Raw genomic sequence first — 16,609 nt, 5'->3', positions numbered from 1 at the left:
GGCATCTCACCTCCATCATGTATTTCTTTCAATCACTTCACCAAGGGCACTTCCAAATTTACCTGACAAATCCAGTACAATTCTGCCGTTCTGATGTGTAAAAAGCTTTGACGATTCAGGTATGGTATGAGATATGTTTTTTTCAATACTTCCTAATATATCATTAAATATTTCTATCCCTTGTTCCTCATTAAAAGCCTTATTAAGGATAAACACCGTTTTAGACAATGTTTTTTGCTTATAGGATCTATCCAAAGTATCCAGCTCGCTTAAAAAATTGTGAAGCTTAATCTTTGAAATGTGATTGGGATTTAGTATATAAAATATGATATCTGAAACATCAAGGACAGCCATCATCCTCTTTTCAATAAAACAAGGCATATCAACATATATAACTTCATATTGATTCATTTCTTTCATATGGTTTAAAAGATTGAAATACTCAGAAGGTTCAATATCCAAGAGCTCTAAATGGTTTTCAGGGGGATTGAAATAATGAACGCCAGTGTCCTGATCGGTAACTTTTATGCCCTCTATTTTTAATGAAAGGCTTTTGTTTCTGGATTTTAAGTAATATAAAACATGAGATAGATTATATTGTCCGCTGGTTCCAAACAAGATGGGTGTAGATGCAGACTCTTCCAGATTCATATAGAAAGTAGTCCTACCTAGTTGCACTGATTTTAATGAACACCCGTAGGAGATAGTTGTTTTACCGCTTCCTCCATTAGATGAATACACAGCGACAACCTTTGTTTCTTTTTGACCTTTAGTAATTATTATATCACTGCTTTTATCTGAATAAAGGTTTATTATGTTTTTTACGAGATTTTCTCCCAACTGATATTTGTGTACGATTTCACAACCTTTAAACTCCTTTGAAAGCCTGCCTGTAGACAGTATTCCAACAAGGGTAATTCTTTTTTTCGAAATTTCCTCAAAATATAGTTCGGGAGAGATAAGTAAAATGTCCAATTTTTCAGTATATGTGCTTATAAAATTAATTAAGCTTTCCTTATCGGAGAAGCTCAATATTTTGAACCTTTCCAAGTATTTCTCAGACAGAAACCCAACTACTCCATTCAAGTATTCTTCATCACTGTCTGCTATTACCAGATTAAGTTTAGACATAATAAACACCACACAAAAAATTATTTTTATTTCATTCTCTTTATTTTAACGGCAACATCATCATAATTAAACAAAAGTCCTTTATCAATCATGTTGCTTTCTTTAATAAATCTGAAAGCCTCTTGTGCTTCTATTGACTGGAAATACTCCTTGCATTTTTCACAATAGTAAACAGGTGCATCTGAAAGTGTTATCTTTTTTCCATTAATATTTTTGTGAAGCGTCTTACGCTGTATAGAAGCAACGTTTTGGCAAAAAAAACATTTGATTTTATTCATATTAACACTCCGTTTTGGATAACTGATATCAAACATAGTGTGCCTTGAGAAATGCATTATATACTATGAAATGCGGTATGGCAAAAATCATAATTTCTTAGACATAAAAAAATGAATGTATATATTATATTCTATAAAAACCTTTGTATTCCTTCTAAAACTAAACAAAAAGTTTGATAAAATTAATTATAAGTTATTAATATTTTCTTATAGATATTTTGCCCATGGAAGTACTTAGCCTGATTTTTCCTGAAAATTCTTCCATCACCCTATTTTTAAATTCGTTAGTTTCAACTTCACCTATAGTTTCAAATTCTACCTGTGAATTCTTTTCAACTTGCAGTTCAATATTCCCCAAACCGGTTTCAAACTGTCCATCTCTCATATTACTTAAGTCAGCTTTAACACTTATATTTCCTTGCTCTAATTTAATATTTGATCCATTGATGATTTTACCACTGCCGACTCTAACGTTACCCATTTGAGCCAAAGCATGAATTTCACCTTCCATGCCTGAAATATCCACATTGGCCATTTTAACATCAGTTTTTAAATTGCATTTTATACTGTCAATAACTTTTATAGTACCGGTATTAAGTCTTAAGCTAATATCCCCAGAGTTCCTAGGAACATATATATTTACATCAATACTGTTATCAATTGGATTATTTTTATCGCCTTCATACCTTGATATTAATGAAGTAACGCTTTCACTACTGTTTGTTTCTATTTTTAAGTCTTTAAGCTTTCTTTCCAGCTTATTTCTATCTCCAATCCCTCTTATTTTTTTCTTTACATCAAACTTAATCTCGCTATTATCCCAGCAATATATGTATATATTCCCATAATCACTGTCAACACTGAGCGTGCTGTTTTTTGCTGCCTTATAGGTCTTACTGATAAATTCCGAGACCTCTTTCTTTGGTCCTAGATCCAAACTTTCTTCATTTGTACAGGCTGCTTGTAAAAAAAATAATATAATAATTAATAAACAGGAAAGTGTTCTTTTCATCTGTCCCTCCAAAGTCAATATAAGTTTTTTATATAATAAAACAAAACCATAAGCTTTTAGCATATTTTAATCATTTCTAAGTAAATATATAATAACTTAATGTTTTTTTATTATCAATTATTTCCTGAATATTGCAAATTTACAAACTACGTTCCTATACTTAACAAAATTGCTTGCGACTTTGCAACCTTGATTATTACAGTTAGAAACTAAAAAAACATGCCCCTATCAGCATGTTTTTGTTTGCACATATTAAAATTATTACAGTTCTAAATTTCCATAAAGGAAAACTCCAATTCCTCTTTCATCCTGTCAAAGCCGCTATCAATAAGTCCTACAAAGGCTTTTACCACATTTGCGTCAAACTGAATCCCCGCACCATCTATTAGCTGTTTTCTGGCTTCACTTATTCCTAATTTATGCCTGTATAATCTGTCAGATGTCATTGCATCAAAAGCATCTGCCACCGACAATATTCTCGCAAAAAATGGAATTTCCTCACCCTTTAGACCTGAAGGATAACCCTTTCCGTCTATTCTTTCGTGGTGGTGCTTAACCAGGGGAACTACATCTTTAAACATTGAAACAGCTGATAATATATGAGCTCCCTTTAAAGGATGTTTTTTTATTTCCTCATATTCTCTTGTATCCAACTTGTCAGTTTTTAAAAGAATATCATCAGTTGTACCTATTTTTCCGATATCGTGAAACACACCGCCGACATTCAGTATTTCCAATTCATCTTCACTAAGATTGAAAAGCTCTCCAATTTTCCTTGCATAATAGCCTACCCTCTCGGAATGCCCTCTCGTATAAACATCCTTGGCGTCTACTGCCAGCCGCAGAACCTCTATAGTATCCATATACCTTTCTTTCAGTTCATCATACGTTTTTATAAGCTCTTCGTTTTTATTGTTAATGATAGAGTGAAGTAAGGCATTATTAAGTGCAGCAGCAGCTTGACTAACGAATATTTCCAAAAGCTTTATCCTCTCATGATAGTTGCTGCTTTCAATATATATAACACCCATAATATTGTGGTATTCTTTGACCAAAGGAAGAATTATTCCATTGGGCAAGCTTATAACCTTTTTATCCATTCTGGCTTGTCCAACACTTTCCATCAATTGCGGGCTCAATTTAGTTGTAAATTCCTCAATACTTCCCAGATAGTTGCCCAATCCTTTAAATAAAGTTTTATGGCCATTATTGTCATTTATTATATCATCAATCAATATAAACCCGTCAGTACTGTCTATAAAGTTCATTATCTCTCTTAAGACATCTTCAAGAATATCTCCTATTGGTTTTAAACTATATATTCTTGGTACAGCATCTAAAATTTTATTAAGTCCTTCTTTAAACCTGAAAATGGTTGTTCTTTGCTCAATAGATTTTACAGCAGACTCTACCAACAGTATCAATTGATCAAACCTATCATTTTTTTCACAGTAACCTTGAATATCCAATGCTCTTAGGGTCTCAACAGGCGGTGCCAAATCCTTATGCCCTGTAAGAATAATTATATATATATCACTGTTAAATTCCCTAATACGCCTTACAATCTCATCCCCATGTATAGTATTCATAAGAAAATCCAGTATAAGTATATCAAATACTCCATTGGAAAGAGTCTCAACGGCTTCATGCGGATCAGTAAAACCAACTGTATCATATCCGGCTTTTTTTAGAACAATAGATAATGAATCGACAATTCCAATCTCATCATCTACAATCATTATCCTATAGCCATTAGAAACCACACCAGCTTTTTTTCTCATCTTATATCCTCCATAAAATTGAGACAAGAATCCTTTAAATAAAACAAAAAGAATTATCTATACAAGGTAACCTAATAATATATATCGGCATGTAGTGCAGTTTCAATAGTATGTTTTTATCAAATATTAAATATTTAAAGCTTCAATTTCTTTTTTACTTAAAGTCCTCCAATGACCTTCACTTAAACCACCAAGGGTCAATGAACCTATAGCTGTTCTTTTCAGCTTAATTACAGGATGGCCTATGGCATCACACATCTTTCTTACTTGCCTGTTTCTACCTTCGTGGATGGTAATTTCAACCCAGGATTTATCAACTTCACTCTCAATTATTTTTAAGTTTGCTTTTGATGTAGTATAATCTTCAATTCTCAAACCGTTTTTAAATGCTTTTATTTCTTCCTGGGTAGGTATTCCATGGATCAAAGCCATGTAAACTTTTTTTATTTCATGTTTGGGATGAGTCATTTTATATGTAAATTCACCATCATTTGTAAGTATAATAAGCCCAGATGTATCATAATCTAATCTTCCAACAGGGTATATTCTTTCTTTAACACCGCTAATAAGTTCAACTACACTAGGCCTTCCAAATTGATCCTTTGCTGTGGATATATAGCCCGCAGGCTTATTTAGTAAAACATACACTTTGTTTTGTGCACCTGCGACAATTTTACCGTTAACCTCAATTACATCCTGGTCTGAAACCTTATACCCCATTTCAGTAACGGTATTGCCATTAACCTTAACAGCTCCATCCCTGATTAACTCCTCTGCTTTCCTTCTTGACGCTATTCCCACTTGGGCTAAATACTTTTGAAGTCTCATATGTTCCATAATATTTTAATCATTCCTTAACAAAGTTTTTGTTTTATGTTATTATAATAGTGGATTAAAATCAATAAAAATCTAATATTTGCTTATTTGGCCATATTAAATAGTGAGGTTTTTAAATTTATGGATGTTTTAAAATATTGCCTTTCTAAAAAAGGTGCTCATGAGGATTTTCCCTTTGGACCTGAACCTACGACCATTAAAGTCGGATCTAAAATGTTTGCTCTTATTTCAAATCGTTCTGACAAAATTTTTATATCATTAAAATGTGATCCCTTTGTAGCACAAAGCCTCAGAGAACAGTACTCCAGTATAACTCCAGGTAATCACCTTAATAAACAGCATTGGAACACTATAGCAGTAGATGAAACTATTCCCGAACACGAAATTATCTGGATGATAGACCATTCTTATGATTTGGTTTACAAATCTTTGACAAAAGCTGAAAAAGAAAATATCAACGGGTAAAGATATAAAATTGATAAGGTATTAGCAATTAAAGTTTTTTTGAAATGACCTAAAACCAGCACGAAAACAGCCATTTTATATGCTCTTTAAGTGCTGGAATCTTAATATATGTAAAAAGCAATTAATTTTTTACATTTGTACATAACCAAATACCCGTACATGCTTTATATTTGTTATTCCAGATGTAAAATTAATAATGCTTTTTATTTTATCATGTTTCACTTGTATCTGTTATAATGGTTACTGTTTTCTGTGAACCATTATTTTCGCTGTTACTGTTTTTATTATTTTTAGAGTTCTTTTTATCGTCCATCTTTTTCTTGATAGCTTCAGTTGTTTTATTGACAATCTCAGGTATCATATCGAGAACCTTGTCAAGTGATGAGTTGGTGTCAACAGGTAACAGCTTTATTTGCTCATTCCCAACCACCATGAAACCCACAGGCACTATGCTGACTCCAGCCCCACTACCTCCTGCAAAAGGAAATTTAGATGCCTTTTTCTCTTCTGATTCATCCTCATCATCATCCTTTTTTATGTCCACTTCACAGCAGTTATTGTATTCTCCACCACCTGCCGCAAATCCAAAACTTACTTTTGATATAGGGATAATAACTGTTCCGTCCGGTGCTTGAACTGCATCACCCACAATGGTGTTAACATCTACCATTTCCTTAATGCTGTTCATTGCAGTACTCATAAGACCTTGTATTGGATGTTCTGCCAAACAAACCACCGCCTTCCAATAATTTTAATATAAGTAAAAATACCACTTTAATAATATGCCCCATTCTTATATTAAATATACATAAAATATTTGCATCAAAAACCGTTTTTGAAAAATCGCTATTGATTTTTATATGTTTGTTATGTATTGGAAAGGCCATTGACAGATTGGAATAAATGATGCCTGTAACCATCCATGCTACTCCTGTCATAATTCCGGTTAGAGAAGCATCTCCAGTACCTATAGTCATTTCTACATTGAATTTCTTAAGTTTTATTTTAGATTTAAGCTTCTTTATAGCGTAGTTAATAAAAAAGTTTAACTTATCATACTTGTTCTTAAAGTAGTCTATCCTTCCGAAAATGTCCTCTATTCCTTTACCTATTCTATCATCATGTTTCACATCTTTAGAAGCTTTCCTCTGCTCCACTTCTTCATTATTTTGTTTTTTACTTTTTTTCTTTACTCTTTTCATTTTAAAGCCGCTGTTTCTTATTCCCATAAGAGAAACTTCGTATTTAAATTTGACTCCTCTAAAAGGGGAAAATGAAATAAGGGCATGGTCATCCCAACCATTCCTCACATATTCCACTACGATTTCAGTGTTAAGAAAATATATTATGGTAATTAGTATAAATACACATATAAAAATAGCTAAATAGAGCATAAATCACCTCACTTAGCTATTTTTGCCACAAATTTATTGAATTATAACAAAATCCACCAGTTATTTTATTTACTCAATTGCGTTCGGCTCGCTCATCGCGGCTGCTTCGCTAATACCTTGAACTTCATTTAGCTCAAGTCTTGGTAGATCAGTAATGGACCTAAAGCCAAAGCTTCTTAAAAATTCTTCAGTAGTCTCATATAACACTGGTTTACCCGGTGCGTCCAGCCTTCCAGCCTCTTTTATGAGATTCTTGTCCAACAACTTTGATATTGCACTATCTGAATTGACACCTCTCACTTGCTCAACTTTTGACCTTGTGATGGGCTGATTGTAGGCTATAATTGAAAGTGCTTCAAAAGCTGCTGAGGACAGTCCCTGCTTCTGTCTTGGTTCAAAAAGCTTTTTAATATAATCATGATGCTCAAACCTTGTACAAAGCTGATACTTTGAATTTATCTCGCGAAGCATTATTCCACGCTTTGAATTTTGATAGTTTATAATCATATTATTTAAAATTACTTTAACAGTCTTTTTATCTATTTCAAGTACTTCCGATATTCTGTCCAATGATAAAGGATCACCTGCTGCAAAAAGCATTCCCTCAATAATAGCCTCTATATCCTTCTCTTCCATAAGCTCCTCCGGTTATAGGATTATATATTATTGTTCCTCTTTTTCTTCATAAAGCTTCAGGTCTTCTACTCCACCACAGTGATATATTTCAATATCTGAAAACTGCCTTTGCTGCTCAAGCTTAACCTTTTTAAGCTTTGAGAGCTCCAAAATAGCAAGAAACCCTGTAACGACTTCAGTCCTTGACCTTTTGTCCAATGTAAAGATGTCAGAAAAAACAAGCTTGGTTTTCCTGAAAAGAAGCAGCAATACCTCTCTCATCTTTGACTTCAGCGATACCTTCTCATGCTGCATGATTGTTGCCATTTTAGTCACTGTATTGTTCATTTTTTTCCTGTTTCTCTCAAGAAGCCTTATATAAACTCTTCTTATTTCATCAGGTGACAGTTCCAATATCTCTTCTTCCTTCTCAAACTCCAAACATTCGGGAAACTTATAATAAATGCTTTCCCATTGTGCCTCATTAAGTCTTAACTGCAAAGAAAAATCCTTATACTTTTTATATTCAATTAGCTTTAATACAAGCTCTTCTCTTGGGTCAATCTCTTCCGGAGCATTTTTTTCCTTTTTGTCCGGAAGCAAAAGCTTTGACTTTATATGGAGCAAGGTAGCTGCCATTACCAGAAACTCACTGGCAATCTCCAAATCAAGCTCTTTCATGGCAAACAGATATTCCATATATTGGTCTGTAATTTCATTTATAGGTATGTCATAAATATTTATCTGGTTTTTCTCAATAAGATGGAATAGAAGGTCAAAAGGACCTTCAAAGTTTTGAACCTTTATTTTACAGGCATTAGTTAACGCACTCTCCACAAAATCCAACTCCGCATCTTAATTCATTCATTATTCCCAGTCTATTTTTAATGCATTCCTTACATCTTCCATTGTACTTCTTGCAATTTTCCTGGCATTCTCATTACCCTTCATTACTACTTCCTTGATATAGGCTGGTTTACTTAAAATATCCTGCCTTCTTTCATATATCGGAGTCATGTAAGCATTCATTTTTTCAGCCAAATTACGCTTACACTGAACACAACCAATTTTACCGCCTTTACAGTTCTCTTCTATTTCCGGCACCTCATCCTCATTAAATACCTTATGGAAAGCGTACACGGCACATACATCCGGATGACCCGGATCATCCTTTTTAATCCTTTGAGGATCTGTGATCATGGTCATTACCTTTTTCTTTATATCCTCTGGACTGTCTGAAAGAGCAATAGTATTGTTATAGCTTTTGCTCATCTTCCTTCCATCAAGTCCAGGTAAAACTTTGGCCTTTGTAAGCAAAGGCTGGGGCTCTGGAAATACTTCTCTATAAAGGAAATTAAATCTTCTGGCTATTTCCCTTGTAAGCTCAAGGTGAGGAAGCTGATCTTCACCAACGGGTACGAAATTTGCTTTATAAATAAGTATATCTGCTGCCTGCAGGCAAGGATATCCTAAAAAGCCGTACGTAGTAATGTTCTTGTCCTTCATCTGTGCCAGTTGATCCTTATATGTTGGACACCTTGTCAGCCATGGTAAAGGAGTTACCATGGAAAAGAGCAAATGCAGCTCAGCATGCTCTACAACACTTGACTGTAAAAATATGCTGCACTTTTCAGGATCAAGTCCTGCACTTAAGAAATCTATAACAAGATTGTTAATATTATTTTTAATGTCGTCTGTATTCTCATACCCTGTAGTCAATGCATGCCAATCAGCTACAAAGAAATAACAGTCATAATCATTTTGAAGCTTAACCCAATTTTCCAGGGCTCCGAAGTAGTTTCCCAAATGAAGTGCCCCTGTGGGCCTCATCCCGCTTAATATCTTACCTTTCTTCATGAATCCACGCTCCGTTCAAATATGCTCTTTATATATTAGCATATTGTATGTACAATTTACAATTATAAGTTTCACTCTAACCGTTTACTTTTCATATAATAGGGAAACTATTATTAATGGTAAGTTATACAATGGATTTTGATATGGACTTTTTTAATTCCAACTGATAGAATAATTAGTATTATTTATATAATAAATTTCATAATGCGAGGAGATTATAAATGTTTGGCAGAACTGTTCAGGAAATGATAATGAGCATTCCAGGTATTCTAATTGCCTTAGTAATTAGTGGGTTTGCTCAAGCCTATATGGCAGACAAACTTGGCGATAAGACCCCAAGATATCAGGGAAAACTATCCCTTAACCCCAAAGAACATATTGATCCATTAGGCTTTTTAATTTTTGTTGTTATAGGATTCGGATGGTCTAAGCCTGTGAATATAAACCGTCGAAACTTTAAAAATATTAGAATTGACGATTCCCTTGTTTCAGCAGCAGGCTTTATTGGAAATCTTCTTATGGCAATACTTTTTGCTATAATAATGAAAATAATGCTGGTCCTTAAGATAGATATCCTTTTAGGCACAGTTATCGGAGGCAATTTACTGCAAATTTTATTGTTTGGAATATATTTTAATGTAGTATTCTTTGTTTTAGGTATTCTTCCAATTCCTCCTTTCCCTGGTTCAAGGATACTTGAAAACCTTACTAATATAGAGAAATATGAATTTTACACGATACTTCAAAGATATAGTTTTATAGTTTTCTTGTTTCTTGTTGCAACAAATATATTATCAAGAATTATATCTCCCCCAATCATCTATATTTATAGAACAATACTTAGTATCTTTTATATAAAATAAAGAGTAAATAAGAGGTGGCTAATGCCACCTCTTATCTTTTTATTCATGTCTTAGTTGTCATTTCATATTATTCACTATATTGCTTGCAGCCTTCCATTTATCGAGCAAACCTTGTAAATAATCGCTTTGAGCCTTCTGGTCCAATTCAGGTTTTATGCTTTCTGTTACTTCATTAAGCTGAATTTGTTTCTCAGGTGTCTTATCAACAACTTTTATAATATGATACCCATATTCAGTCTTAACTAGATCGCTTACTTCTCCTACCTTCATGGCAAACGCCGATTCCTCAAATTCCTTTACCATTTCACCCCTGCTGAATGTGTACCCTTCAGGCATCTGCTTGGCACCGGGGTCCTCACCGTATTTCTTCATCATCTCATCAAAATCGGCTCCATCTCTTATGCTCTTTAAGACCTCTTTTGCTTTCTTTTCTATTTCTTCTATTTTTTCTTTTGGATAATCCCCGCCTGTTGCCTGATCTACTGTAAAAAATAATATATGCTTTGCTTTTACCTTTTCAGGCTGAACAAATGATTTTTTATTATCCTGATAATACTTCTCTATCTCTTCATCAGTTGCCTTGACATCCTTAATCAGTGAATTTAAATAGTTTGTGCTTAAATAGCTTGATTTTGTATATTGTATAAACTGGTTGAAGGATACCTTGTCTTGAGCCAAAACGCTTCTTAGCTTTTCAATTCCGCCATATCTTTCAACCATTCTGCTTATATATGAATTAATTTCATTGTAACCACTGTCTGTAAGAACTGTATGGCTTTTAGGCATATTCATCTTTATAAGAGCTTCTTCTACAATATAATCAAAAACCGTCTGCTTTAGCTTTTTCAGCTCGCTGTCCAAATTTTCTTTAGTTGCAGATTCTGCTACATTTTTACTCTGCCCATTATAGAAAAAATCAAAATCACTTTTATATAATGATACGCCATTTACAGCTCCTATAACCTGGTCTTGAGCTTTGGAGATTGATATAGTGTTTCTGGCAGCTAAATAATCTATTGTTTTATCGAACATCTCCATAAAATATCTAACCGGAACATATGACCTCCCAGCATAAATATAAGACTCGAGGCATGTGTCTATGTTATCAATCTTAATACTGTATTGTCCAGGAAGAACTTTTACAAGGTCTATACGGCTCCTTTTAATAAATTTTTCCGCACTCTTTATGGTAGTTTTTTTATCCTTAAAAATGTTTACTATCTTTGTGTTAACATCTGCTTTGTAATCCACATTTAGATAATAGCAAAGGTCAGCTAAAGCTGCATAATATCTGCCATTTATGTTTATGGTTCTAATGTTTAATGCCTTCTTATCCAGTTCGACAGATACATTTGATATAGAACCTATTTGATCCTTTACAGGTGTTGGCATAGGTGTTGGAATAACAGTAGGTGCATAATCTTCCTCTTGAGGCGTCACCACTTCTGTATTGGTACTATACACATCTTCCTGTACAGACTTATTGGTACTATAAACATCCTCTGTAACTGACTTTTCCTTAGAATCCAGGGTTACTGCCTGTCCATCAGTTTTCCATGTACCGTTTTCGCCAGTAGCTGCATTGGTATTAACAGCTAAAGACAGGCTGAAAATTGCTGCAAGAAGCAGACTTGGCACTCGTTTTTTAAACATAGTTTTACATCCTTTCATCGCACTGCATTGCAATGCACTCCTAGCCTAAATCCTCAGGGATTATATCGTTTCTTATTATATCTTCATAGTCCTCGCCTTTAACAATGAGCCTTGACTTTCCTTCATGAACCAATACAACAGGTGGACGAGGAATTCTATTGTAATTGCTTGACATTGAGTAGTTATACGCACCTGTAGCCATAACAGCTATTATATCCCCTGCTGTAACCTTTGGAAAATTGATATCCTTTATGAGAATATCACCAGATTCACAGCACTTGCCTGCAATGGTAATAACATTTTCCTTAGGTGCATTAAGTCTGTTTGCAAGCACAGCATCATAAGGCGACTGGTAAAGAGCATATCTCGGATTGTCTGCCATACCCCCATCAACAGACACATAGGTTCTAACATTCTTAATTTCTTTTACCGCACCTACCTTATAAAGTGTTATACCTGCTGATGCAACTATCGATCTGCCCGGTTCCATAACAATAAAAGGCAATTTAATTCTCTTGTCCTCACAGATCCCTTTTACAACTTTTGAAACAGACTCAATATAACTATCATACTCAATTGGATCATGTGCAGGGATGTATTTGATTCCAAATCCACCGCCCAAGTTAAGCTCTTCAATCACAATTCCTGTTTCATTTTTGATTTGGCTGATAAACTCCAGCATTACCTTTGCTGCCAATTCAAATGGTGCCAGGTCGAAAATCTGGGAGCCTATATGACAGTGAACACCTACCACAGATACATTTTTAAGAGTGGATGCAAACTTTATTATATCTAAAGCTTCGCCATTCTCAAGTGCAACACCAAATTTAGAATCGATCTGGCCGGTCTGAACAAAATCATGTGTATGTGCATCTATTCCAGGCTTTATTCTAAAAGAAATACAAGCTTTTTTACCTTTTTCTCCTGCAATTCTATCTATATTTTTGAGTTCTTCCAAGTTATCTACTACAATTCTTCTTACATCCTTGTCAATAGCAAGCTCAATTTCAGCTATGGTTTTATTGTTCCCATGGAAATAAACCTTGTCCATTGGAAATCCTGCTTTATAAGCTGTATAAAGCTCTCCGCCCGAAACTACATCTATACCAAGGCCCTCGCTGTCAACAATTTTGTATATTGCCATTGCACTAAAAGCCTTACTTGCATACAGGACCATCCCATTACCGTTATAATACTTGTCCATTGAATTTTTGTATATTCGACAATTTTTTCTTATCAATCCTTCATCCATTACATATAAGGGAGTTCCATACTTTTCTACCAATTCTACAGCATCACATCCCCCAATTTCCAAATGATTCAAACTATTGGTCTTTAAAGCTTCTGATACAAACATATTTTCACCATCCATTAAATTAATTGATTATGACTAAATGTTAGCATTTAAAAATGCAGGCGTCAATATATAATCCTGCATTTTTGCTTCATTTCATTTTCCTCTATCCTTATTCATAAACAATATTTCATTGAAGAATTCATAAGGATTTTTACCCTTGATTTCCATATTAAACTTTGAATGAAAATACCTGTTAAGGTAGAAGGTAAAAAGGCTTTTCTTTTCACCTAGCTGCTCTTTCCTTTCCATAAATTCCTTTAAAACGTTAAACTCATATTCATTAACAGGATAGATATTTGTACCGTTACTTTTAATTTCCATGCTAAAACCTGCCAGAATATCCTTTGCTGTTAAAGGCTTCTCATTCTTCAGTTTTTTCACCACTATGGTATTTGCAGCCATATCACCAATTCTCTTGTAATTTTTGTTAAAAACCATAATTAATGAACCTGCAAGATAAAAAGACGGCAAAAAATCAATAACTCTTATTATGTTTCTTAGTGCCGAGTCAAAAAATGTTATTGCTTCACCTGTTTCTTTTATGACCATTAAATTTAAAAGCCTCTTTCCAGGTGACTGTCCGTTCATTAACATTTCAAAGAAAATAAAATATCCATTATATATCACAAAGACCACAACAATACCTAATGCAGTAATATAAGAATCTATTTCTTCACCTTGATACATAGAAAACCCGGATGAGAAAATCATAATAATTATTAAAAATATAGAAAAACACTGTATCATAAAATCTATCAAAAATGCTAAAAATCTTGACCCTAAGCCTGCTAATTCAAAATCTATAAAAACATTTTCTGGAGTAATTATGTTTTTTATCTTTCTCATAAAGTAAGTTTTACCTTCCTCTTATAAAACTTTTAATTTAGATTAAAAGTGATAAATCTATTACATTTGTCTGTCGCAAATCCCGCCAAAACCGTTCGTTATTTGCTCCGTCAAATGTAAGATTATTAACACTTTTAATTTAGATTGTAACAATGGTCTAAATCTGATACAATTAATCCTGTCACAAATATTATAAAACAAAATCAGGGTGTTTACCATGAGAGAAGAAAAATTTATTAATGATAATTCATATATTTGGTCCAATTTGGAATCATTACTCGATAAGCTTAAATCAAAAAAGCTTAAATCTTTGAGCAAATCCGAATTGGATAGCTTCATAACATCCTACAGGATTGTTTGCAGCCACTTATCATATAGCAAGACCTTTTTTGGAGAATCCAAGACAACGGAATATCTTAACAGCCTTGCTTCATCAGCTCACAGCCATATTTACTCGACCAAATCTTCAGGGTTTAAGAAGATATTTTCATTTTATATTAAAGGCTTCCCTGAGTTGTTGAAAGATAACACTTCCTACATGATTTTATCAACAGCTTTGTTCATGGTTGGCGTTATTTTCAGTTTTATAATTACAATATTAAATTCCGATAATGCACCTGCTTTTATACCGCCAGAATTGATCGAAGGCATAAAGACTCTTAAATCAGGCAGGAGTGCCTGGGACAGTGCCACACAGTCAGCATCCATTTTTACAAATAATATAGGTGTAGGTCTCAGGGCATTTGCTTTGGGAATAACATTAGGGCTTGGCACAACTTATATACTTATTTTCAATGGCTTTATATTAGGCAGTGCAGCTGGACTTGCTTTAAATTACAACGTATTTTTTATTTTCTGGTCCTTAATACTTCCCCATGGAGTTTTAGAGCTCTTCTGTATTTTTGTATGCGGTGCTGCGGGCCTCATAATAGGCAAGTCAATAATTAACCCTGGGGTTTACTCAAGGAAGGATTCCCTGATAAAAGGTGGTAAAACAGCTGTATATCTTGCTTGCGGCACAATACCATTATTTATTGTAGCAGGTATAATTGAAGGCTACTTCACACCGTCAGAGGTCTCTGTAGAAGCTAAATTAATATTTTCTCTTCTTTCCTTTATCCTGCTTAGCTTGTATTTGGCATTACCATTTATAAGAAGAAAGAAGTATAACTAGCTTTACAGTTAGGTATCTTTAACTAAGCTGCATCATTGCCTTCATATTTAAATATTTGTTAATTACCTCCATGGAAAGCTTGTCAGGAGGTATATCTATGGAAGCTATGCCTGCACTCTCAAATATCCTTTGTATTTTTTCCCTTTCATCAATATCCTTAACTGCCGCACATTTATCATAAATATTGGTGACAGTGCTTATTTTGTTAGCTGCCATTTCGTAAACCCTCATATCCTTTATTGTTATCACAAGAGGTATGTGGTTTCTGCCTGTGGTCTTTAAAGCCCTAACCAAAGCCAGTGCCTCCTGCGAGTTAAAAAGGTCTGTAAATATGCATAAAAGACTTCTTCTCCTCTGGTATTTGCACAAGTGAAAAAGTGCATTGTCGTAATCGGCAGTAACAAAATTTTCTTCGACATTATATAGATTATCTGCTATTGTACTGAAATGGGTCATACCCTTCCCCGATTTAACAAAACGTTTTACATCCTTGTCAAAAACCAGAAGGCCTATATTGTCTCCCTTTTTCCCAGCTATCTCTGCAAGTAAAAATGCAGAGTTTATAGCATAGTCAAGCTTCTTTATATAGTTGATCTCAGCATTCATTACCCTGCTCGAATCAAGCATTATATATACCTGCTGGTTCCTTTCAGGCTCATAGTTGTTTACAATAAGCTTGCTTGACCTTGCTGTAGCCAGCCAGTTGACTTTCCTGTAATCATCGCCCTCGGAATATTCCCTGAGGCTCTCGAACTCAGTACCTATTCCGTAGGTTTTCATTTTTTTATTACCTATAAGCACCAAGTTTTTTCTTAAGGAAGCAAAGCTGTACCTTTTCAAGTCTCTAAGATTTGGAAAAACCTTCAAATTCTCTTTTGTATCAAACCTTCCATATTTCATGCAAAGCTTTAAAACACCTCTATATCTTATATGAATATCTCCAAAGGTATATTCGCCGCGTTTTTGCGGCACAACGGTATATGACCCTGGGTTTTCATAATGAGGCACCGACTTGATATTTAAAGTACCGCCCACAACGTCCATATAGCTTGGAACCTCATCCCTTGCTTCAATGTTCAAAACATGGCTTCCGTTATTCCTTACAAAAATTTTTATAATATTCTCCGATCCCATAGACAGCTTCCTGTCGCATTCACGCCGTATTTCAAGCTTATCTATACCGGGAGTTATTATAAAATCAATAATAAGAAGAGCTGACAGTATAAGGTTATATAGTATAAATATATAAAACGATAATCCGAAGAAAGCACCTAAAACAATAGGTATCATCCCCAGTATTATAAAACCCGCAAAGGTTTTGCTAAAAGGCATATTAATTCTCCTTT

The 16,609-nt window shown here is 34.2% G+C and carries 17 protein-coding genes; 3 read left to right on the top strand and 14 right to left on the bottom strand.

From position 1 onward, the window contains the following. Window positions 1-15: 15 nt before the first annotated feature. From Bccel_RS01520 to Bccel_RS01500, 5 genes are all read right to left on the bottom strand, one after another. Complete coding sequence (locus tag Bccel_RS01520; protein WP_050752981.1) at window positions 16-1,131, bottom strand: P-loop NTPase family protein; 1,116 nt, start codon at window positions 1,129-1,131, stop codon at window positions 16-18. A 26-nt stretch (window positions 1,132-1,157) separates the two neighbouring features. Continuing rightward, window positions 1,158-1,409, bottom strand: coding sequence for a YgiT-type zinc finger protein (locus tag Bccel_RS01515; protein ID WP_036946211.1), 252 nt, complete (start codon window positions 1,407-1,409; stop codon window positions 1,158-1,160). A gap of 196 nt (window positions 1,410-1,605) precedes the next feature. Beyond that, complete coding sequence (locus Bccel_RS01510; protein WP_036946209.1) at window positions 1,606-2,421, bottom strand: DUF4097 family beta strand repeat-containing protein; 816 nt, start codon at window positions 2,419-2,421, stop codon at window positions 1,606-1,608. 269 nt (window positions 2,422-2,690) lie between these two features. Beyond that, complete coding sequence (locus Bccel_RS01505; protein WP_036946207.1) at window positions 2,691-4,202, bottom strand: HD domain-containing response regulator; 1,512 nt, start codon at window positions 4,200-4,202, stop codon at window positions 2,691-2,693. Between the two features lie 126 nt (window positions 4,203-4,328). Further along, on the bottom strand, window positions 4,329-5,039 hold the full coding sequence (locus tag Bccel_RS01500; protein ID WP_036946205.1) for a pseudouridine synthase: 711 nt from the start codon (window positions 5,037-5,039) through the stop codon (window positions 4,329-4,331). A gap of 120 nt (window positions 5,040-5,159) precedes the next feature. Here Bccel_RS01500 and Bccel_RS01495 point away from each other — a divergent pair, with 120 nt between their 5' ends. Then, window positions 5,160-5,504, top strand: a complete 345-nt coding sequence (locus tag Bccel_RS01495) for an MmcQ/YjbR family DNA-binding protein (RefSeq protein WP_036946203.1) — start codon at window positions 5,160-5,162, stop codon at window positions 5,502-5,504. A gap of 211 nt (window positions 5,505-5,715) precedes the next feature. Here Bccel_RS01495 and ytfJ read toward each other — a convergent pair whose 3' ends face one another. From ytfJ to trpS, 5 genes are all read right to left on the bottom strand, one after another. After that, window positions 5,716-6,231 carry a GerW family sporulation protein gene (ytfJ, locus tag Bccel_RS01490; RefSeq protein WP_081927316.1) on the bottom strand — a complete coding sequence of 172 codons (516 nt, stop codon included), beginning with the start codon at window positions 6,229-6,231 and terminating at the stop codon, window positions 5,716-5,718. After that, on the bottom strand, window positions 6,179-6,898 hold the full coding sequence (locus Bccel_RS01485; protein WP_036946201.1) for a DUF2953 domain-containing protein: 720 nt from the start codon (window positions 6,896-6,898) through the stop codon (window positions 6,179-6,181). Before Bccel_RS01485 ends, ytfJ begins: the two co-directional genes overlap by 53 nt. Window positions 6,899-6,967: 69 nt before the next feature. Beyond that, complete coding sequence (gene scpB / locus Bccel_RS01480; RefSeq protein ID WP_050752979.1) at window positions 6,968-7,534, bottom strand: SMC-Scp complex subunit ScpB; 567 nt, start codon at window positions 7,532-7,534, stop codon at window positions 6,968-6,970. Window positions 7,535-7,561: 27 nt separating this feature from the next. After that, a complete protein-coding gene (locus Bccel_RS01475) occupies window positions 7,562-8,350 on the bottom strand; it encodes a segregation and condensation protein A (protein WP_036946199.1) in 789 nt (262 codons plus the stop codon). A gap of 30 nt (window positions 8,351-8,380) precedes the next feature. Next, window positions 8,381-9,370, bottom strand: coding sequence for a tryptophan--tRNA ligase (trpS, locus tag Bccel_RS01470; protein WP_036946197.1), 990 nt, complete (start codon window positions 9,368-9,370; stop codon window positions 8,381-8,383). A gap of 221 nt (window positions 9,371-9,591) precedes the next feature. Here trpS and Bccel_RS01465 point away from each other — a divergent pair, with 221 nt between their 5' ends. After that, complete coding sequence (locus Bccel_RS01465) at window positions 9,592-10,233, top strand: site-2 protease family protein (RefSeq protein WP_036946196.1); 642 nt, start codon at window positions 9,592-9,594, stop codon at window positions 10,231-10,233. Window positions 10,234-10,290: 57 nt separating this feature from the next. On the opposite strand, the gene Bccel_RS01460 is transcribed toward Bccel_RS01465, so the two are convergent. From Bccel_RS01460 to Bccel_RS01450, 3 genes are all read right to left on the bottom strand, one after another. Further along, window positions 10,291-11,886, bottom strand: a complete 1,596-nt coding sequence (locus tag Bccel_RS01460) for a peptidylprolyl isomerase (RefSeq protein ID WP_050752978.1) — start codon at window positions 11,884-11,886, stop codon at window positions 10,291-10,293. A 40-nt stretch (window positions 11,887-11,926) separates the two neighbouring features. Then, on the bottom strand, window positions 11,927-13,243 hold the full coding sequence (lysA, locus tag Bccel_RS01455) for a diaminopimelate decarboxylase (RefSeq protein WP_036946194.1): 1,317 nt from the start codon (window positions 13,241-13,243) through the stop codon (window positions 11,927-11,929). 93 nt (window positions 13,244-13,336) lie between these two features. Beyond that, window positions 13,337-14,089 carry an RDD family protein gene (locus Bccel_RS01450; protein WP_036946193.1) on the bottom strand — a complete coding sequence of 251 codons (753 nt, stop codon included), beginning with the start codon at window positions 14,087-14,089 and terminating at the stop codon, window positions 13,337-13,339. A 217-nt stretch (window positions 14,090-14,306) separates the two neighbouring features. On the opposite strand from Bccel_RS01450, the gene Bccel_RS01445 reads away from it, so the two are divergent. Next, window positions 14,307-15,263, top strand: coding sequence for a stage II sporulation protein M (locus tag Bccel_RS01445; protein WP_050752977.1), 957 nt, complete (start codon window positions 14,307-14,309; stop codon window positions 15,261-15,263). A gap of 18 nt (window positions 15,264-15,281) precedes the next feature. Here the strand turns inward: Bccel_RS01445 and Bccel_RS01440 are convergent, their stop codons facing one another. Continuing rightward, on the bottom strand, window positions 15,282-16,595 hold the full coding sequence (locus Bccel_RS01440; RefSeq protein ID WP_036946190.1) for a DUF58 domain-containing protein: 1,314 nt from the start codon (window positions 16,593-16,595) through the stop codon (window positions 15,282-15,284). Between the last annotated feature and the right edge of the window lie 14 nt (window positions 16,596-16,609).

The sequence above is a fragment of the Pseudobacteroides cellulosolvens ATCC 35603 = DSM 2933 genome (assembly GCF_001262605.1).
Classification (GTDB): Bacteria; Bacillota; Clostridia; order Acetivibrionales; family DSM-2933; genus Pseudobacteroides; species Pseudobacteroides cellulosolvens.
The sequence above is the reverse complement of the archived record's forward strand: the minus strand, read 5'-3'. Positions and strand labels throughout refer to the sequence as shown.